The sequence below is a fragment of the Pseudomonas sp. GP01-A4 genome (assembly GCF_058780865.1).
Genome location: NZ_JBYSWF010000068.1, coordinates 24,324 through 41,786 on the forward strand (window position 1 = coordinate 24,324; position 17,463 = coordinate 41,786).

Annotated in this window: 21 protein-coding genes; 3 read left to right on the plus strand and 18 right to left on the minus strand. The window is 60.9% G+C overall.

Annotated features, from left to right (window positions below):
* The first annotated feature begins 57 nt into the window (after positions 1-57).
* Complete coding sequence (locus AC3WKX_RS28245; protein ID WP_219736778.1) at positions 58-720, plus strand: recombinase family protein; 663 nt, start codon at positions 58-60, stop codon at positions 718-720.
* 29 nt (positions 721-749) lie between these two features.
* Here the strand turns inward: AC3WKX_RS28245 and AC3WKX_RS28250 are convergent, their stop codons facing one another.
* The 18 genes from AC3WKX_RS28250 to AC3WKX_RS28335 all read right to left on the minus strand — a co-directional run bounded on the left by AC3WKX_RS28250 (position 750) and on the right by AC3WKX_RS28335 (position 15,164).
* Positions 750-1,157 (minus strand): hypothetical protein, encoded by a 408-nt coding sequence (locus AC3WKX_RS28250; RefSeq protein WP_015061643.1) that lies wholly within the window; start codon positions 1,155-1,157, stop codon positions 750-752.
* Positions 1,158-1,202: 45 nt separating this feature from the next.
* A complete protein-coding gene (locus AC3WKX_RS28255; RefSeq protein WP_031942760.1) occupies positions 1,203-1,634 on the minus strand; it encodes an OmpA family protein in 432 nt (143 codons plus the stop codon).
* A 14-nt stretch (positions 1,635-1,648) separates the two neighbouring features.
* On the minus strand, positions 1,649-2,380 hold the full coding sequence (locus AC3WKX_RS28260) for a TraX family protein (RefSeq protein ID WP_031942759.1): 732 nt from the start codon (positions 2,378-2,380) through the stop codon (positions 1,649-1,651).
* Positions 2,361-2,618, minus strand: coding sequence for a hypothetical protein (locus AC3WKX_RS28265; protein WP_031942758.1), 258 nt, complete (start codon positions 2,616-2,618; stop codon positions 2,361-2,363). Before AC3WKX_RS28265 ends, AC3WKX_RS28260 begins: the two co-directional genes overlap by 20 nt.
* Positions 2,615-3,259, minus strand: a complete 645-nt coding sequence (locus tag AC3WKX_RS28270; RefSeq protein ID WP_015061646.1) for a transglycosylase SLT domain-containing protein — start codon at positions 3,257-3,259, stop codon at positions 2,615-2,617. The genes AC3WKX_RS28265 and AC3WKX_RS28270 overlap by 4 nt, the downstream gene beginning before the upstream one ends.
* Positions 3,260-3,270: 11 nt before the next feature.
* Entirely contained in the window at positions 3,271-3,858 is a 588-nt protein-coding gene (locus AC3WKX_RS28275) for a TrbM/KikA/MpfK family conjugal transfer protein (protein WP_015061647.1), read from the minus strand.
* A gap of 17 nt (positions 3,859-3,875) precedes the next feature.
* Complete coding sequence (gene trbL / locus AC3WKX_RS28280; RefSeq protein WP_031942757.1) at positions 3,876-5,651, minus strand: P-type conjugative transfer protein TrbL; 1,776 nt, start codon at positions 5,649-5,651, stop codon at positions 3,876-3,878.
* Between the two features lie 7 nt (positions 5,652-5,658).
* Positions 5,659-5,883 carry an entry exclusion lipoprotein TrbK gene (trbK, locus tag AC3WKX_RS28285; RefSeq protein WP_015061649.1) on the minus strand — a complete coding sequence of 75 codons (225 nt, stop codon included), beginning with the start codon at positions 5,881-5,883 and terminating at the stop codon, positions 5,659-5,661.
* A gap of 9 nt (positions 5,884-5,892) precedes the next feature.
* A complete protein-coding gene (gene trbJ, locus AC3WKX_RS28290) occupies positions 5,893-6,660 on the minus strand; it encodes a P-type conjugative transfer protein TrbJ (RefSeq protein ID WP_015061650.1) in 768 nt (255 codons plus the stop codon).
* A gap of 17 nt (positions 6,661-6,677) precedes the next feature.
* Positions 6,678-8,066, minus strand: coding sequence for a TrbI/VirB10 family protein (locus AC3WKX_RS28295; RefSeq protein ID WP_015061651.1), 1,389 nt, complete (start codon positions 8,064-8,066; stop codon positions 6,678-6,680).
* 3 nt (positions 8,067-8,069) lie between these two features.
* A complete protein-coding gene (locus AC3WKX_RS28300; protein ID WP_015061652.1) occupies positions 8,070-8,519 on the minus strand; it encodes a TrbH protein in 450 nt (149 codons plus the stop codon).
* Position 8,520: 1 nt separating this feature from the next.
* The gene (gene trbG / locus AC3WKX_RS28305) at positions 8,521-9,414 is read right to left on the minus strand and encodes a P-type conjugative transfer protein TrbG (RefSeq protein WP_015061653.1); all 894 of its coding nucleotides are present in this window, start codon (positions 9,412-9,414) and stop codon (positions 8,521-8,523) included.
* Positions 9,415-9,432: 18 nt separating this feature from the next.
* A complete protein-coding gene (locus AC3WKX_RS28310) occupies positions 9,433-10,197 on the minus strand; it encodes a conjugal transfer protein TrbF (protein ID WP_031942756.1) in 765 nt (254 codons plus the stop codon).
* Entirely contained in the window at positions 10,194-12,752 is a 2,559-nt protein-coding gene (locus AC3WKX_RS28315) for a VirB4 family type IV secretion/conjugal transfer ATPase (RefSeq protein ID WP_015061655.1), read from the minus strand. Before AC3WKX_RS28315 ends, AC3WKX_RS28310 begins: the two co-directional genes overlap by 4 nt.
* Positions 12,749-13,060, minus strand: coding sequence for a conjugal transfer protein TrbD (locus AC3WKX_RS28320; RefSeq protein WP_015061656.1), 312 nt, complete (start codon positions 13,058-13,060; stop codon positions 12,749-12,751). Before AC3WKX_RS28320 ends, AC3WKX_RS28315 begins: the two co-directional genes overlap by 4 nt.
* A 3-nt stretch (positions 13,061-13,063) precedes the next feature.
* Positions 13,064-13,525 carry a conjugal transfer system pilin TrbC gene (trbC, locus tag AC3WKX_RS28325; protein WP_015061657.1) on the minus strand — a complete coding sequence of 154 codons (462 nt, stop codon included), beginning with the start codon at positions 13,523-13,525 and terminating at the stop codon, positions 13,064-13,066.
* Between the two features lie 13 nt (positions 13,526-13,538).
* On the minus strand, positions 13,539-14,501 hold the full coding sequence (trbB, locus tag AC3WKX_RS28330; RefSeq protein ID WP_015061658.1) for a P-type conjugative transfer ATPase TrbB: 963 nt from the start codon (positions 14,499-14,501) through the stop codon (positions 13,539-13,541).
* Positions 14,502-14,786: 285 nt separating this feature from the next.
* On the minus strand, positions 14,787-15,164 hold the full coding sequence (locus AC3WKX_RS28335; protein ID WP_015061659.1) for a transcriptional regulator: 378 nt from the start codon (positions 15,162-15,164) through the stop codon (positions 14,787-14,789).
* 116 nt (positions 15,165-15,280) lie between these two features.
* On the opposite strand from AC3WKX_RS28335, the gene AC3WKX_RS28340 reads away from it, so the two are divergent.
* Positions 15,281-15,622, plus strand: a complete 342-nt coding sequence (locus tag AC3WKX_RS28340) for a single-stranded DNA-binding protein (RefSeq protein WP_031942755.1) — start codon at positions 15,281-15,283, stop codon at positions 15,620-15,622.
* Positions 15,623-15,673: 51 nt separating this feature from the next.
* Positions 15,674-16,909: a plasmid replication initiator TrfA gene (gene trfA, locus AC3WKX_RS28345; RefSeq protein ID WP_015061661.1), complete on the plus strand. Its 1,236-nt coding sequence runs from the start codon at positions 15,674-15,676 to the stop codon at positions 16,907-16,909.
* Positions 16,910-17,463 lie beyond the last annotated feature (554 nt).

Here is a 17,463-nt window from a genome sequence, read left to right on the forward strand (position 1 = left end):
TTCTGAGGCGACTCCAACGTCAGAAAAGACCGTGCGGTCGACTTTTGATATTTCGTGCTGTCGCCTTCTGAAAGTGACACTCGAATCTACCTGCGCGTGAGCACAGAGGAACAAGACCTAACCCGGCAGGATGCCATCGTGGAGAGCACGAAGGCGGCCGGCTTCTATGTCGCCGGCATCTACCGCGAGAAGGCATCGGGCGCACGCGCCGATCGCGCCGAGCTGCTGCGTCTTATTGCCGACCTGCAACCCGGTGAAGTCGTGGTTGCCGAGAAGATCGACCGAATCAGCCGCTTGCCGCTGGCCGAGGCCGAACGCCTAGTGGCGTCGATCCGGGCCAAGGGCGCCAGGCTGGCCGTGCCTGGTGTAGTCGATTTGACGGAGCTGGCCGCCGAAGCGAAGGGCGTGGCCAAGGTTGTCCTGGAATCCGTCCAGGACATGCTTTTGAAGCTGGCCTTGCAGATCGCACGCGACGATTACGAGGATCGCCGCGAACGTCAGCGGCAAGGCGTCGAGCTGGCCAAGCAATCCGGGAAATACGCCGGCAGGAAGGCCGACACCCTTGCGCATGATCGGATCATCGCGCTACGCACTGCCGGCCACAGCATCGCGGAAACGGCGAGGCTGGCCAGGTGCAGCGAAAGCCAAGTCAAACGAGTGTGGGCAATGCGCGGCGACGTGGACGGCCAGAAAGGAAAAAGCCCGCGCAAGGCGGGCTGAATTACCAGTCTGTCTATGCGGCAGCGAAGCTAGAACGTCGCGTCTTTCAGCGAGATTGCGCAGCCGTTGAAATCATTGGACACGTCCGTAATGACACCGGAGACGCGGGCGGTCTTGCCCACCGTCAGCGCGGTAACGCTGGCTTTGTTCTCGGTGCCGGCATGAATCGACACTTGGCCAGCTTTCAGGAACACCCGGTAGTGGGGCTGGAACCCTTCGTTGACCGAACGCACCTCGCCAGTCATGGCCAGGCCCTTGCCGACATAAATGCTATTGGCCTGTACCTGGTTCTTCTTCGCGGCTTGGCAGATTTGTGGCAGCGTTTCCGTGACCATAACCGGGGCCGTGGCTTTCTGAATGTCCTTGGCGACTTGATCCAACGCGGCGCAGCCGGCAAGAGCCAGTATCGGCAAGGCAAGGGCAAAACGGTATTTCATGGTGCAACCTCCTGATGAGTGAAAAAATGGTCGGTCGGCCAGGGCCTAGAACATGGGCACATAGACGAGTTCGATTTCAACGCGCTGGTTCTGGTAGCGCCCTTCGGGCGTGATGTTCTCGGTTATGTAGTCGGCGGCCGATGCGAAGTTCACCATGACCTTGAGGGGCGACACGCCACGATCCACCAGGTACTTGCGCGCCGACAAGGCACGCTTCAATGCCAGGGCTTCGTCGCGGGCGCTGGGCCGGTTCGTGCTGGTGCGGCCGTTGATGTAGATCATCGAGGCGGTGCGGGCGTCATCGAGGACGGCCGCAACGTCCACCGGCGGCTGAAACGTGGTGCTGCTGTCCGGGAACGAAACCATCACCATCGAAGAAATCGGCGTGCCGGCGGCACTGCCGTAGTCGGTGGCCATCGCGCCTTGCGCGAAGATCATTGACGCCAAGGAAAAGGCTAGAAAGAACGCTTTACGCATCGGACAGGCTCCAATCAAAAGAATAGGTATCCGGCTTTGCTCATGGGAATGCGGATCAACCAGAGCGCGGCCAGGTGCAGCGGGTAATAGGCATAGAACGCCCAGCGCAAGCGCGGCATGGGCAGATCGAGGCGAGAGGCGACCAGGAGCAGCGGCACCGACGCCAAGGCCCACAGGTTGCGATTGATGAACCACAGCGAGGCCAGGGCCAGCAGCGCGATCACCGCGGCTGTCCAGGTGGGGCGCTTGCAGTACGACCAAACAGCCAGGCCGAGGATCACGGCTGGCCACCAGTATTCGACAGAGCTGCCACCGACCAGGAGCACCAGGCCGGCGGCAATGAGATTGCCGGCACCGCCCCGCTCGACCAGGTACAGCGTGGCCGTGATGACCAGGAGCGTGAACAGCACGTTGAGCGGCCACCACCCAGCGAACAAGCCACCCAGGGCGATGAATGGCACCGAGGCGACCGCACCGAACAGCGCCAGGCGCTTCATGGTGCGGGGATAGGCTCCGCGCTCGAACGTGCCCGGTCTGGCCAGGTTGTACGCCAAGACAAAAACGAAGATGGGCAGGCAAAGGCGGCCGGCATCGAACAGCCAATCAATCGTGCCGTTGAACAGATACTTGTTGACGTGATCGCCGGTCATGAGCAGCAGGGCAAACCACTTCAACGCCTCGACCGTGCCATCGGCCAGTACCAGGCGCGGCAACGCTGGCGACGTTTCAGCGCGTAGAGCGTGCAAGCTCGGCCTCTTCTTCCGTGAGCTGGTCACGGTGCAGATAGACGCCGCCCAGGGAGTCAGACGGCGCGACGAGCTTGGGCACGCCGCCGTAGAACACTGGAATCAAACCAACCACGTCGCCGGTATCGCCATCGACGGCGAACACCGGGACGTGATAGACCACAGCGCCGGTTTCTGGCGGGGCCTTCGGGTGGACATAGAACCAATCCGTTGCCGGCGTAATCGAGGTGTATTTCATTGCGCGTTGTCCTGATCGTTAATGGTGAAGGAGATCGAGCGCGGCACGTAGCTGGCCATGTTCAATGAACCAGACGCGGCGGGCTTGTGTGGCTTGACGGCCGGGGCGGCCGCTGGGGCCGCCATAGGGGCTTGTTGGGCCACTGCCTGGACTGTCACCGGCATGGTCGGAACGGAGGCCGTAGCGCCCTCTTTCGTCACGTCCAGGGTCACAAAGCGGGCTTCGAGCCAATCGGCCCATTTGGTCGCCTTGCGGATCAAGTCGGCCCGGTACACGGTGTTGTACCGGGGCGTGCGTGAGTGGTAGTTAGCGGCTTTCGTCCACAGGTCGCCCTTGTCGTTGCGAATGTGCATCCGCAACCGCCAGGCGGCCAGGTCGAACGAGTAGCAGCCAGCGGCCGCTACATCGTCCGCCGTGATCCCGTAGCGTGCCAGGTCACGCAGGTACGTCGTGTTGAACTGCATGGGGCCAACATCGTGAGTGCCATTCGTGTTGCGCACCCACTGCCCCGGCTTGCCCGCCTCTTTTTCAGCCACGGCCAACACGATGTTGGCCGGGACTTCATACTTGACGGCCGCCGAGATCGAGCACACGACGCGCTCCTGAATCTGCGGCGGCATGTCGGCAACGAATGGCATCATGTCCCCTCCCCTTACCGCTGCAACCAACCGTTTTCACGGTTCCGGCGGCGCTGTTCTTCCAGGCGTGCGTTGTATTCGGCCAGGGCACGGTCATAGTCCTTTGCCTCGACCCAATACCCGCCTTCCTCTGGCGTACCAACATAGCGTGGCATCGTGCCGCTTGAATTGAAGTCGGTGTAGGCGTGGCCGGTATATGCCGCGCAGTAATCCGGCATCCGGTTGCTGATGTACGTTTCGCCGGAGTCCCAGCCGCGATACATAATCAGCGAGCTATTGAGCGATTGCGAATCGCAGCGGCCGGCACCATTGGCCATTGAATTGACCAGGGACGCCATTTCGGGCGACTGGTTCGATGCCGGGCATAGCTTGAGGAAGTTGGCGCGCTTCTTGATCGTGTCCTTGAGCTTGCGGGCCGAGATGCTGAAATAGCGGTTGAGCGACGGCGCGCATTCGCTGGGCCGCGTGCCCGATGCCAGGCACAAAACCGCTTCGCAAGCCAGGCGGGTGTCGCCGGTCAAAACCTCTTGCGCACTGGCCGAGCCAGCCGAAGTGCCGAGAGCGGCAACCAGCGCGGCGATAGCAAACAATTTCTTCTTCATGATGATTCTCCTTGTGGTTATGCGGTTTGTTCGCCGCCATCGCGGTTCACGAATGCCGCGACTTCGGACTCTGGATCGGCTTGGGTTTCACCCGAAGCCAGACTATTTGCGCCAAACGTAGGGCTGGCAGCGTCTTGCGAATCGCTGACCGTTTCGCTCCCCTGCCCCTTGATGGCGGCCGCGATCTTGCCGCCCGTTGTGTCGGCAATTCGCTCCATTGCGGAATCCTTGATGCTGGACGCCTTGGCCTTGGCCACCGAACCGATGCCCTTGGCCAAGATGCCGCCGGCATCGGCCGTGATACGCCCCGCCTTGGCGGCCGACGCGAGGAAGCCGCCGCCGGCGGCGGCCGCTTGGGCTTTGTCGTTGCCCTTGGAATCGCCACTGCCCGAGCTGCCGGCGTCACTGCCGCCGCTGCTGGCCGTAGATGCGCCGCCGGAGCTGGGCGACTCACCCGCCGAGGCGGCCGAGCTGGACGAGCCACCACCCGAAGCGGCCGCGCTGGACGAACCACCGCTGGATGCCTTGCCGCCGGTCGAACTGGACGAGCTGCTGGACGACGAACCGGACGATTCGCCGCCACCGTCCGAGCTGGCCGAGCTGCCGCCTGAATCACCGCCACTGCCACCGCCACCGCCACCAAAGCCGGCGGCTTGGGCAAAGGGAGTGTCACCAGTACCAGCGTCGCCGCCGCCGGCATCACCGCCGCCACCACCGCCACCGCCACCAGTGAAGGCCGACATAAGATCGCCGCCGCCGTCGCCGCCACTCGATGCGTTCTCGCTAGCCTTCGAGAATGCCGCCATCACGGCTTGCGCACCACCGGCGGCCGATGCCGCACCGGCGGCCAGGGCTGCGCCACCAGTTGCGGCCGCTGCCACGGCCATACCAGCGGCACCCATTGCAGCACCGGCACCGAAACCACCAATGCCGGCACCGCCCACGCTTGCGCCAGTGATGATGCCGGCGAGCAGGGCCGGAATCTTGTTGGTCAACGCCAGAAGGATGATGACGACGATCAACATCACGCCCATTTCTTTCAGGCTGATGCCGGCGCTCATCCGCGTGTAGTAGTCGTCAAGAAAGGTCTTGCCGATGCCGACCAGGAGCACCATTGCCATGAGCTGCGCGGCAATGCCCAGCACGGTCTTGTAGTAGTTGATCGCCATGTCGGAAGTCCAACGCGATCCACCAAAGCCGAGGAAGAACACGCCGCCATAGGCGAGCACCCAGCCGGACGCCAAGAGAAGGAGCATGTTCACACCGACCAGAGCCAGGATGACCAGGATCGCCGTTGCCATAAGAATCCCGCACGCGCTATCGACTGGCGACCAGACCGAGGACTGATCCAGCACCTTGTCGAAGATCGCAAAACCAATATCGACAATTCCGGACGGCGACAGGCCGCTACCGAGGCCGGTAGCGTTACCCGCGAGTTGCCGCAATGAATCGTAGATGGACGATGCGAAATTAGGGCCGTTGGTCAGCAGCCACCAGAAGAAGCCGGTGAAGATCGTGAACTTCACGAACTCGGCGAAAAATTCGCCAATGTCGGCCTTGCGCAAGGCCATCATGCCGAACGTCCAGACCATGCTGATAACCGTCAGCGTCCAGAACAGCCAGGAAGCGGCAGTCGTGATGACGCCGGCCCATCCCGACGCGGCCGCCGAGTACCGATTCAGGACGTTATCGAACACACCCGAGTTATCAACTTGGGCGTGAGCACTTACGGAAAACAACGCCAGCCAGAGAAACAGCGGCAGGGCGGTTTTTAGATTGGCTGGCACTTTCATTCCTACCTCACCATTCTTTTTTGGGGCTGGGCTTGAAGTCGCCACTACGACGCAGGCACAGCGATGAGAACTCTTGCTGCTGCGCCTGCGGCATTGCCTTGATCTTTTCAGGGGTGCAATTCGCATCGGTGACTTCTGGAAGCGGCTGCACGGCGGGCTTGTTGTCGCAACCTGCGACCGAGGCCGCCACGAGGGCGGCCAGGGCCAAGGCCAGAGCCTTGCTTGATTTCATGAAACCTCCTTACCAGGAACGTGCAGGGCTTGGCTTGTAGCTGCCCTTGCGGAGTTGTTCAGACGATGCAGCTTCCTGCGCTTCACGGTCAGCCAGAGCCTGGTTGCGCGTGGCAATGGCGTTCTGCTGCGCCATCAACAGGCCACGAATCTGCAAGAGCTGATTGGCCTGCTGGCTGGCGAGCTGGTTGGCGTAGCCGATGGCCTGCATTTGGCCGGTCGCGCCCTGCGCCTTACCTTGGAGTTGTTGCAGCGTGCGGGCATCGGCCGTCAGCGCGTCTTGCTGCTGATCCAAGCCCTTGAACAAGGCATCGTTTGCCTTTTTCTGCGACTCGGAGGCCAGGCGGCGGTTTTGCTCCATCGCGGCGCGTTCCGCATCCGAGCACCCGCCCGACGAGAAGCACGGCGAGCTGCGGTAATAGGCCACGTCCTGGAACTTGCCCAGGTAGGCATCAAGGCTGCCCACCTGGTTCTTGTAGTAGTTCAGCGTGTCCTGCGCGGCCAGGAGCTTGTTCATCGTGGACTGCGCCTGATCCCAGATATACGCGGCGGGTGCCGTGGTGTTCTGGATCATGTTTTCGTACTGCTGCAATTGAGTCTGGTATTGCTCGATTTGCTTGGCAGTTTGCGCAACCGCTTCCATTGCGGACATGACGTTCTGGATCAGGTTGCCGCCGTCGATAACAGGGATGCCGGCCTGCACAGGAACGGAGGTAAATGCCCCGGCAGTCAGGGCCACGGCGAGAGCGACTTTAGCGGCTAAAAACTTCTGCTTCATGTTGTTTCTCCTTGGCGTCAATAATCAAACGAGCGGTAGGGTTTCGAGAACGTCATGTCCTTGGTCACGATGACGTTGAAGCGATAACCAGGACGGATTTCCAGGGTGGGAGCGATGTTCAGGTTCTTGGCGATCATCTGCGCGGTCACTTGACCGAGCTGTTGACCCAGCGCCTCGCTCATCGCGCTGGAAGCGGTAGGACGACCATTGACCGAGTTGCTGCCATCGTCCTGACTCATGGCAATGCCGGCGGTCACACCAGACATAAGGAAGGCCGACGCGAACACCCGGAAGTAATGGTTGTTGACCTTATCCTTGAAGCCGGCATAGCCCGCGCTATCCCCGCCCGGCATCGAACCAATATCCATTGCCTTACCGTCCGGGAATACGATGCGCTGCCATGCAATCAGCACCCGAGATTGCCCATAGGCCACGTCGCTCGAATACATGCCAACCAAGCGTGAGCCTTGCGGGATTAACAGGTGTTTGCCGGTGGGCGTGTCGTACACGTTCTGGCTGACCTGGGCCATGATCTGGCCGGGCAATTCCGAGTTGATTCCCGAAATCAGCGTGGCGGGAACGACAAAGCCGGCGCGCAGCTCGAACGGCGAACGCGGAGCTTCCGGCTGGGAGTCCAGTTTCCAGCGGTCGCCGCCTTCACTGCCAGCGCCAAACTGCGCGTAGTTCTTGCCGTTGCCCGAGGTCTGCAACAGCGAAGGAGCGCCAGAAGGCGCGCCACCGCCGGCCCCTGCCCCACCCACGCCAGAGCTGCGAAGCTGCGCCAGGCGAGCTTGATAGGCGGCTGTCGGGTCATCGGTGCGCTGGGCGTCGATCTGCTGGCGAACCGCCGCCAGCCGAGCCAGCATTTCATCGCGGGTTTGCGGGGTTGACGTGTCGCCACCAGGAGCCGAGCCGGAGCTACGCGGCGCAACCACTTGAACCGTGGTCTTTGCCTTGATGGCTTCTTCCAGCATTTGCAGCTTCGCCATGCGGATGCGCTGGGCCTCGTCATCGTTGGCCGGCTGATCCAGATGCCCGCCAGTTGGCGGAGCCGGCGGCGCGTCCAGGTTGTCCGGCCGGGCAATCAATACCGGATCGGCGGCCGCCGTGGTCGGCATGTCGGGTGGCGTCAGGGCTTGAGCCGGAGCCACCATGCCACCGTCCTGATCGCCTGCGATTTCCTTGGCGAACATCGACGTGTTTCCAGCCCGTTCCTGCGGCCCGGTAGCCGGCGCGTTCTGCTTCGCTGAACGATCCGCTGCCACCAGGGCCATGACGAGCAGGAACAAGCCAAGCACACCAGCCAGCAGGTACATCGGCAGGTTGTTGACGCGACGGACGCCGGACTTTTTCGACACCGCGCCCGGCGAGGCGTCAGGTGCCATTTGATCGGCTGTTTCGCTCATGGCTTACTCCTTGCGCGCCCAATACCCGGCCGGCGCAAACGTGCCGTTTTCTTCCAGGTATGGGCGAGTGATGGATTGACTGCCGACCAACAAGGTCAGGCGGTACAGGTTCGACGTTCCGGCCTGGTCGAGCACATAGCGCAGCGGCAATGCGCCCGATGCTTCGGCCGGTGCCGCCGAGGCTTGCGCCTTGTCGGCTGGGTTGAACTCCAAGAGGGCGTATCCGCGTTCGCGCAGCGTGTTGACCAGGGCTACCCCGAAGGCGTCAGGCGTGGCCTGGTGCAGCTCGAAACGGGTCTTGGCCGGCGGGTACAGCGTGGCGAGCTGCTGCACGGCATCGGTAGCAATCTGCTGCTGGCCTGCTGCTGCCGGAACGAAGTTGCCGTATTGGCCAGTCGTGGCGCAGCCGGCCAGCGTCAACGCGAACAGCGCGGCAATGATTAGCTTGCGCATGTTATTTCCCCCTTGTAATGGTCACGCGGTCTTGCCCGCTGCCGACGCCGGCAATCAGGATTGCCTTGTCGAAAACCGTGTCCACGATGAAGCGGTCGCCCTGGACGCGGTAATTGACCATGACGGTTTCAGCGTCACGGAACAGGCCGCCATCACGGCGCACAACCAACAGGGTCGGCGCTTCGGTTTGCTCCATCGAGCGCGGCATTTGAATGATGGTCTTGCGGCCATCGTTGAATACGCGCACAGGCTTCCAGGAGGCCGAGCCGGACACGTCATAGTCAAACGACAGATCGCCCAGGTACTCCCCGGTGGAAGGGATGGTGTTGTCGGTGCGGTGTTGCACTTCGCGGGTCTTGATCGCGTCCCACTTCGCAAGCGCGTCCTCGGGATACGTGAACGAGACTTGCGGCATGTACTGCGTGCGATGCGAGCGCAGCCGGAAGTGATAGGTGCGGCGGTTCGTGGTCACGACCAGGCTGGTTTCCAGGCCCACGTCCATCGGCTTGATGATGAGGTGCTGCACTTCGCCGGCACCGCTGCCAGTGATGGCCGGCTCGACTGTCCAGCGGGCCGTATCGCCCAGGTTGATCGAGTTGACTTGCTCGCCAGCCTGCAAAGCCACATCGCACACCTGGAGCACCGCGCAAACGATGCTGGGCTGCTGCGCGCCGAACAGGAACTTGATCGCGCCATTGGAGCCGGCGACCGGCTTCATGCCGGTCGCCGAACTGGCCTCCCACCGCTTGGCGATGGCAATGGCCGCCTTTTCCTGCGCGGTCAGGGTCGGGTTGTTGTTGGAAAAATACTTGTCGGCCAGGTCATCGGCGGCAAGGGCCAGGGTCGGGATCGTCAGCGAAGCGCCCAACAGCACAGCGAAAAGTTGTTTCTTCATGGTGAATTAGCCTCGTAATTAAAGAAGGCGCGACCAGGAGTAATCACGCACATAAATCCCCATTGGGTTATTGCGTAGTTGCTCGTCCGTGGTCTGCGAAGTGGGTTCGGCGGTATAGACGGTGACAAGGGCGCGCATTGGTACGGGCTGGCCCTTCAACGCCCCTTGGCGGTCGCGGGTGGTTTCTGTCCAATCCACTTGCCAGGTATCCGGCGACTGCGGAATGACCGAAGTGATTTCGATGTTCACCATTTCTTTCGCTGCACGCTTGAATGGGCTGGCATCGGCATTGCCGTTGAGCCATTCATTCATTTTTGCCGTGGCCGGATCGTTGGGAGACAGAACCGAGTACACCTTGAACACGGCCTTGCGCTGCAAAGCCACGTCAGGCGTGACCATGCGGGCGCTGGTGATGAAGTCGGCAACCGTGGCGTGGACGATGCGAGGGTCGGCCTTGTCGGCCGCCGTAACAGGCCCGGCCGCGATGGTCTGCCCCATCTTGTCCACTTGCACCACGTAGGGAATGAACTTCGACTGGCTGCCGATATGGATCACGCCGCCGACGCCGGCGAGTGCGATCAACAGCGAGAGGATGCCCACCACTTGCCAGGTCTGGCGCGACGAGACGACCGAGCCAACATGCTCGTTCCAGGTGCGACGTGCCGACAGGTAGGGATTTTCCAGCCCACTACTGCGCGGGCCGGCTTCTGATGATTGCGGCGATTGCCGGCGGTCGGGCTTCTTCTTGAAGATCAAGCCCTTGATCGTGTCTGCAAAGCTCATGCGGCCTCCAAATAGTCATTGAGATTCAGGCCCCGGCCAGCCAGCCATTCATCCACCCAGGCGTAGCCAAACTTGGCTTCCAGGCTTTTGATGGTGGCGACCGATTCCTTGTCGGATGCACCGACGAAGGCCAAGGCCAGAGGCCCCAGGGCAAGGTCATAGAGTCGGCGGCCGTTCTCCGACACGTAGTAGTACTGGCGCTTCGGAATGGCCGTGGCCAAGATTTCAATCTGGCGTGCATTCAGGCCCATGCGCCGGTACAACGCGGCGGTGTCCTCATCGCGGGCGTACACGTTCGGCAAGAAAATCTTGGTTGCGGTCGATTCCACGATCACATCCAAAATGCCGCTGTTCGCCGCGTCAGAGAGGCTTTGCGTGGCCATAAGCACCAGGCAGTTAGCCTTACGCAGCACCTTGAGCCATTCCCGAATCTTGGCGCGGAAGGCCGGATGGCCGAGCATCAACCAGGCTTCATCCAGGATGATGACGGCGGGCTGGCCATGAAGGGCGCGCTCGATCCGGCGGAACAGATACAGCAGCACCGGCAGCGCGAATTTCTCGCCCAGGTTCATCAACTCTTCGATTTCAAAGACCGTGAAATCAGAGAGCGAAAGGCCGTCCGTTTCAGCATCGAGCAGGTGGCCCATCGTGCCGTCCACCGTGTATTGCCGGATGGCTTCGCGGATCGTTTCATCTTGAATCGTTACGCTGAACTCCGAGAGCGTATGCGCGCCGCTGGCGTGCATGCTCAAGATCGCGTTGCCAATTTCGTTACGCTGGCCCGGTGTGGTTTCCACCCCGTTCAACGTCAGGATGGTGTCGATCCATTCCATTGCCCAGGCACGATCCCCCTTGGTTTCCAGGAATTGCAGCGGGCAAAACGCGAGCTGGTCATCATCGGCGGCCACCGTGAAATGCAGGCCACTTTTCCCCTTGGAGGCGGCCCGAATACCGGCGGCCAGCGGGTACATCGACATGCCCTTATCAAAGGCGAAGATCGACATGCCCGCATAGCGGCGAAGCTGCGCGGCAATAAGGCCCAGGTGCGTTGATTTACCGGCACCAGTTGGCCCGAACATGAAGGTGTGCCCCAGGTCGCGCACATGCAGGTTGAGCCGGAAAGGCGTAGCGCCATGCGTAACGCAGTGCATGAGCGCCGGCGCAAGCGGCGGGTACATCGGGCATGGGGCGTTGGCCAAGCCCGTCCAGATCGTGCTGGTAGGCAGCAGATCGGACAGGTTCAACGTGTTGATGAGCGGACGGCGCACGTTCTCGACACCATGCCCCGGCAAACTGCCCAGGAAGGCGTCCAGCGTGTTGATCGTCTCGATCCGGGCCGCGAAGCCCATGCGGTTGATGGCCTTTTCTACTTGGCGTGCAGACTGTTCCAGGCGGGTACGATCCTCATCCATGAGCACGACGACGCCGGTGTAATACCCCACGGCCACCAGTCCACTATTGACTTCGGCAATCGCGGCTTCGGCATCGCCGACCATCGAAAGCGCGTCTTGGTCGATGTTTCCGCTGTTCGTGTTGAACACCTGGTCGAAGAAGCCGCGCACCTTCTGCCGCCACTTCTTGCGGAACTTGTCCAGGTGGGCCACGGCCTCGTGCTGATCCATGAAGATGAAACGCGACGACCAACGGTATTCGCACGCCAGCTCACCCAGGGCGGTTAGAACGCCCGGTGTTGACTCCAAGGGAAAGCCCTCGACTGCCACGACCTGGACGAAGTTGCGGCCGACCTTGGGCACTACACCACCGAACATTTCCTGCCCGCCGATCAAGGCGTCCAGGTACATCGGATTGCTGGGGAGCTGCACCGGATGATGCAGGCCAGTGATGCAGAATTGCAGCCACGATAGGAAGTCGTCGTGCGTGACTTCCCTGCCCTCTTCCGTGACCACCTTTTGACCGCGTAGGCGGGTCAATTTCACGGCCGAGGACAACCGCGATTCAATGCTGGTTGTTTCGCGCTTGAACTGCTTGATAAGCCCCATCGTGCGGGCCTTGTGGTCGGGCGAGATTGCATCGTCATCGAACATCAGTTCGACAAATTTGCGCTGCGCCAGGAGCGGCGGGAACCAGGTCACGGTTAGTACGAAATAACCCTCGTACATCGTGCCCAGGCCCTGGAACAACTGCCGACGCTCTTCATCCATTGCCGCCGACAGAGGATCGGGAAAGGTCGAATGCCCCCGGTCGGAGTAGTTGGGAGCCGGACGGCGCACGGCATCGACATGCACCATCCAGCCGCTGCCCAGGCCCGCTAGAGCCTGGTTGATACGGAACGACACCATTTCCCGCTGTTCATCGGTGCTGCTGGCGTTGTCATCCCCTTTGTACAGCCAGGCGGCCATAAAGGAGCCGTTCTTACCCACGATCACACCGTCATCGACCATCGCGGCGTAATTGAGCAAGTCGGCCAGGCCCGCGTCCTTCGAGCGATGCTTTTTCAGTTTCAGTTCGGCATCGACCGCACGGATGCGGGCAAACAGGATGAGCAACAAAACCGCCCCGAGGACAGCAATGGCAAATGCAATTGACTCAATCATTTGTATTGCTTCCCTTGACTTGGCGTGTTGTCACGAAAAGGCGTGCTACGCGCCGGGTAGTACCCTTTGTAGCGGCGGTGCCGCAGGTACACCTTGCGTAGCTTGGGATCGGATTTCGCCATGAGTCGGCACGCCCAAAGCGCGCCGAACCACAGAACAATGCCGAACACCGTTGCCCGTACTTCTTGGGCGCTAAAAATCAGCGCCCCGGCCAGCAGGCCCGAGAACATCACCAGCTCACGATCCCCGCCCATGAACAGGTTTTCTCGGTTGCCGGCCCGGCGGATGGGGATCGCGCGCAGAGCCATGACTTATGCAACCCGGCCGGTTTCGACCCAGCGCATGACGGCATCACCAGGAAAGCCCAAGGCGTTCAGCGCGCCGACCTTGACCTGGTGAATTGCGCCATCGGTCAACGCCGCGATTTCCGCGCCACGACCGAAGAAGGTGCTCATCATGTTTTGCGCGCCGACCAGCAGAGCCATGACCAGGACAATGAAAATCAACGTGCGGAAGAAGCCGTTGAGTTCACCACCGAAGATCAAGATGCCGCCGGCGACCACGATGCCGATGATCGACAGCGCGAAAGCGACCGGGCCGGTGACAGAGTTACGCAGGTTCGTCAGCCAGCTTTCATACGGCAGCGAACCGCCGGTGCCTTCAGAGGCGAAAGCGTGCTGGGGAGCCAGCAGAAGGAACGCCAGGACAACAGCCAGGCCCAGGTAAAACATCGTGCGCTGGTTGAGCCGGAAGGCCGGGAAGAGTGCTTGCATTGGTCTTAACTCCTTAAAGGGACACAGTTTTGTAATGGCCATCGGCGTAACCGGAAACCTCTAGGATTTCCTGGATACGACGAGAGCCATCCGGGGTTCTGGCGATATGAACAACGACATGAACCGCCTCGCCGATCAGCGGTTCAATCTCCGATGGAGCCGACTTATTCCGAGAAACAAGCGACTTCAAACGAGTCAGGCCCTCCGATGCGCTGTTCGCATGGAGAGTGGCAGCGCCGCCGGGATGCCCGGTGTTCCAGGCGTCCAGCAGGTCTAAGGCTTCTTCGCCACGGACTTCGCCAACCAGGATGCGGTCGGGCCGCATACGCAGCGTGGTTTTCAGCAGCATGGTCATGCTGACTTCGATACTGGTGTGGTACTGGACGAAGTTGGCGGCCGTGCATTGGATTTCGCCGGTGTCCTCGATGATGACGAACCGTTCCAAGGCATCGTGATCGACCATCGCCTGGATGATCGCGTTGACCAGCGTGGTCTTGCCCGAGCCGGTGCCGCCAATCACCAGGATGTTCTTGTGCGCTGCAACCGCGTCCGCGATGGACTGCGCTTGTGCTGCGGTCATGATCCCGGCTTCGACGTACTGCGCGAGCGTGTACACCGCAATGGCTTTCTTCCGGATGGCAAAGACTGGCCCGGTCACTACCGGGCCGAGCTGACCCGCGAAGCGCGAACCGTCAATCGGGAATTCGCCTTCGAGCAAGGGGCTGTTCTTGGTGATTTCCTTGTTGTGGTAGCCAGCGACGGTTTCCACGATGGCTTGCGCTTGTGCGCGGCGCAGCGTGCCGATGCACTGCGACCGCTCGCCTTGACGCTCAAGCCATAGCTTGCCGTCCGCGTTGAGCATGATTTCAACCGTTTTAGGATCGTGCAGGGCTTCCAGGAGCTGCGGCCCCATGTCCCTTTCGAGCTTCTTCTTCGCCCGTTCCTTGATGCTGTCGTGTTCTTTTAAATCGGTCACTACGTTGGCCCCTTGATGTACGTTTCATCGTCCAATGGCTGTACAGGGTCATACGATATACCGAAATGCACCACCGCGCAACAATATGGACATGCCGAAGTGCGGCATTCTCGAATATGCGTATGGTGGCCACAACACGGCGCGACAATTCGGGCGCGTCCGTGGCACCGATACTGCTGGCTTTTGATGGGAATCCGGGGGTTGAGCCACCCCGGCGAGCTTTAGCGGCTAAAAAGACCTTGGGCGTGGATTCTTGTCTGCGTGATCCATGCCGCTGCCCTCCCCTTACTTCTTCTTGGCGTTCCGACCCCCTAGTTTCTTCCTTGTTTCCTCACCCCATTTTTTGACCTGGAAGGCCCGGTGTTCGGGGAGTACCGCCGACACCCTTTCGTACCCAGCAGGCAGGCTACTAGGAGCCTTGCCGCCGGCCAAGGCGTCCAGGGTGTGCTTGTCCAGGTCGGTTGATTCCAGGAGTAGCGGCAGAGAGGTTTCAAGCGCGTTGGCAATCGCTTCCATCACCTTGAGCGACGGATTGGCCTTGCCGGTAGTGAGGTCGGACAGAAACGAAATCGACACTCCCGACCGCTCGGAGAGTTCGTTTTTTGTCATGCCTCGTTCATCGAGGATGCGAAGCACGTTAGTAAAGAAGATGTACTTGTACACCGGGTTGACTGCCTCATGGTGGGGCGACCCATAGAAAATTTTAGCCGCTAAAGTTCTTGACACGTTGGAGCAGGTTTAGCTAAACTACAGGCTCCAATAGCAAAGGAGGCCATCGAGTGAGCCATAACCAATTCCAGTTTATCGGTAATCTTACCCGCGATGCCGATGTTAGGCATAGTGAATCCGGCAGCAGCCGAGCTATTTTTGATCTCGCTGTCAATAGGGTGTGGCGAAATTCCAGCGGTGAAAAGCAGGAGCAAACCGACTTTTTCCGCATCAAGGCTTTCAGCGCCTTGGCGGAGAACGCCGGCAAGTACCTGGGCAAAGGTTCCAAGGTGTTCGTCCAGGGCCGCGTTGAACCCACCAAGTTCGAGAAGGAAGGAAAGACGGAATACGGCATCGACTTCATTGCCGAACAGATCGAATACCTGGATACGAAAGCACCAGGCGGCCAATGACGATAAAAGCGCCCGGCTTCGGCCGGGCGTTATGCTTATAAGGGAGGTTGTATGCCGGATCAATTCGACGAGCAGGAATATAAGCGCAAGCTCATCGAGGGCGGGCTGAATGCCAACGACGCGGCGAGCCTCGCCGCCCGCACAGCGGAGGCCCGCCGGAGTTCCGGCAACACCGGCAAGACCATGCGGCCGGTCGGATCACTCTTCGATACGCTGGCCAGCAAGCCAGCCGATGAAGTAGCACCACCGCTACCGCTACCGCCTGCCGAAGAGAGCGCGGCCGTGCTGCGCTCGCGGCGCATGGCCGCCGAGACGGCCGAACTGGCGGCGACGCTGGGCCTTCCAGAAGAACGGCGCACGGTAGTTGATACCGTGGCCGCCAAGGTGGCCACGTTGGCCGAGAACAAACGGAGAGACGCAATGCCGGCGAAGAAACAGAGCAAAGCAGGGGCCGCCGGCGGCGAGCTGGCCGCCAAGGTCAGCGAGGCCAAGCAGGCCGCCTTGCTCAAGCAGACCAAGCAGCAGATCAAGGAGAACCAGCTATCGCTGTTCGACATTGCGCCGTGGCCCGACAACATGCGCGCCTTGCCCAACGATTACGCCCGGTCAGCCCTCTTCACCACGCGCAACAAGCGCGTGGCGCGTGAGGCCCTACAGAGCAAGGAAATCTTCCACATCAACAAGGACGTGGCCATCACGTACACCGGCGTCGAGCTGCGCGCCGAGGATGACGAACTGGTGTGGCAACAGATCCTTGAGTACGCCAAACGGTCGCCGCTGGGCGACCCGGTTTCGTTCACGTTCTACGAGCTTTGCCAGGACTTGGATTGGTCGATCAACAGCCGGTACTACACGAAGGCCGAAGAATGCCTTAGCCGCTTGCAAGCATCGGCCATGCAGTTTTCATCCAAGCGGATCGGCCGGCTCGAATCGGTATCCCTGATTCGCCGCTTCCGTGTCCTGAACCGTGGCACGCGCAATTCGCGTTGCCAGGTCGAGATTGACGAAGAAATGGTTGTCCTGTTCGCCGGCGACCATTACAGCAAGTTCATTTGGGAGAAGTACCGCAAGCTGACGCCCACGGCCCGACGCATGTTCGATTACTTCGCATCGCACCAGGAGCCTTACCCGATGAAGCTGGAAACCTTCCGCCTGATGTGCGGCTCGCAGTCGGCCCGGCCGAAGAAGTGGCGCGAGCAGGTAGGCGAGGCTTGCGAAGAGCTGCAAAAGAGCGGCCTGGTCGAAAGCGCATGGGTGAACAGCGACCTGGTGCATTGCAAGCGGTGATCGCGTGAGTTGGCCAAGCTGGCCAGGATCAACCAACGGGGGCTTCGGCTCCCGTTTTTCATTGACACTTGAGGGGCAGAGCCACAGCAGCAGGCTCCGGGGAATTTTCGCGGCCGCGAAAACCGGCTATGTCGTGCTGCGCATCGAGCCAGGCGACCAAGGCCGCCAGTCTCTCCCCTCTTCGCTGCGCTACGGGGCTTCCAGCGCCTTTCCGACGCTCACCGGGCCTATGGCCCTAGCCGCTGGGCTTGCGGCCTGCCTGCGGGCCTTGTGGCCCTTCCAGGAGCCGACCGGAAGCCAGGAAGTGCCGGCGACCACCGGCCGCCTGGATACCGGCGACGGTGTGGATAGTTTTGGGACAACTCGGCCGACGATGACACTTGAAGGGCCGTTGTTAACACTTGAGGGGCCGACCATGCCGGCGCACTACTGACACTTGAGGGGCTACGGTCGATTTTGGCCAGATCGCCACCCGAAACCGCGTTTCATGGCACGTATCCGGCTGATTTCGGGGAAGTTTTCCACAGGAATTGTGGATAACCCTGTTAGCAAGT

What these genes read in the sequence shown, in the direction of transcription:
- AC3WKX_RS28250 (WP_015061643.1), bottom strand. Translation starts at nt 1,157, where the DNA reads ATGAAATACCGTTTTGCCCTTGCCTTGCCGATACTGGCTCTTGCCGGC.
- AC3WKX_RS28255 (WP_031942760.1), bottom strand. Translation starts at nt 1,634, where the DNA reads ATGCGTAAAGCGTTCTTTCTAGCCTTTTCCTTGGCGTCAATGATCTTC.
- AC3WKX_RS28265 (WP_031942758.1), bottom strand. Translation starts at nt 2,618, where the DNA reads ATGAAATACACCTCGATTACGCCGGCAACGGATTGGTTCTATGTCCAC.
- AC3WKX_RS28270 (WP_015061646.1), bottom strand. Translation starts at nt 3,259, where the DNA reads ATGATGCCATTCGTTGCCGACATGCCGCCGCAGATTCAGGAGCGCGTC.
- AC3WKX_RS28275 (WP_015061647.1), bottom strand. Translation starts at nt 3,858, where the DNA reads ATGAAGAAGAAATTGTTTGCTATCGCCGCGCTGGTTGCCGCTCTCGGC.
- trbL (WP_031942757.1), bottom strand. Translation starts at nt 5,651, where the DNA reads ATGAAAGTGCCAGCCAATCTAAAAACCGCCCTGCCGCTGTTTCTCTGG.
- trbK (WP_015061649.1), bottom strand. Translation starts at nt 5,883, where the DNA reads ATGAAATCAAGCAAGGCTCTGGCCTTGGCCCTGGCCGCCCTCGTGGCG.
- trbJ (WP_015061650.1), bottom strand. Translation starts at nt 6,660, where the DNA reads ATGAAGCAGAAGTTTTTAGCCGCTAAAGTCGCTCTCGCCGTGGCCCTG.
- AC3WKX_RS28295 (WP_015061651.1), bottom strand. Translation starts at nt 8,066, where the DNA reads ATGAGCGAAACAGCCGATCAAATGGCACCTGACGCCTCGCCGGGCGCG.
- AC3WKX_RS28300 (WP_015061652.1), bottom strand. Translation starts at nt 8,519, where the DNA reads ATGCGCAAGCTAATCATTGCCGCGCTGTTCGCGTTGACGCTGGCCGGC.
- trbG (WP_015061653.1), bottom strand. Translation starts at nt 9,414, where the DNA reads ATGAAGAAACAACTTTTCGCTGTGCTGTTGGGCGCTTCGCTGACGATC.
- AC3WKX_RS28310 (WP_031942756.1), bottom strand. Translation starts at nt 10,197, where the DNA reads ATGAGCTTTGCAGACACGATCAAGGGCTTGATCTTCAAGAAGAAGCCC.
- AC3WKX_RS28315 (WP_015061655.1), bottom strand. Translation starts at nt 12,752, where the DNA reads ATGATTGAGTCAATTGCATTTGCCATTGCTGTCCTCGGGGCGGTTTTG.
- AC3WKX_RS28320 (WP_015061656.1), bottom strand. Translation starts at nt 13,060, where the DNA reads ATGGCTCTGCGCGCGATCCCCATCCGCCGGGCCGGCAACCGAGAAAAC.
- trbC (WP_015061657.1), bottom strand. Translation starts at nt 13,525, where the DNA reads ATGCAAGCACTCTTCCCGGCCTTCCGGCTCAACCAGCGCACGATGTTT.
- trfA (WP_015061661.1), top strand. Translation starts at nt 15,674, where the DNA reads ATGCCGGATCAATTCGACGAGCAGGAATATAAGCGCAAGCTCATCGAG.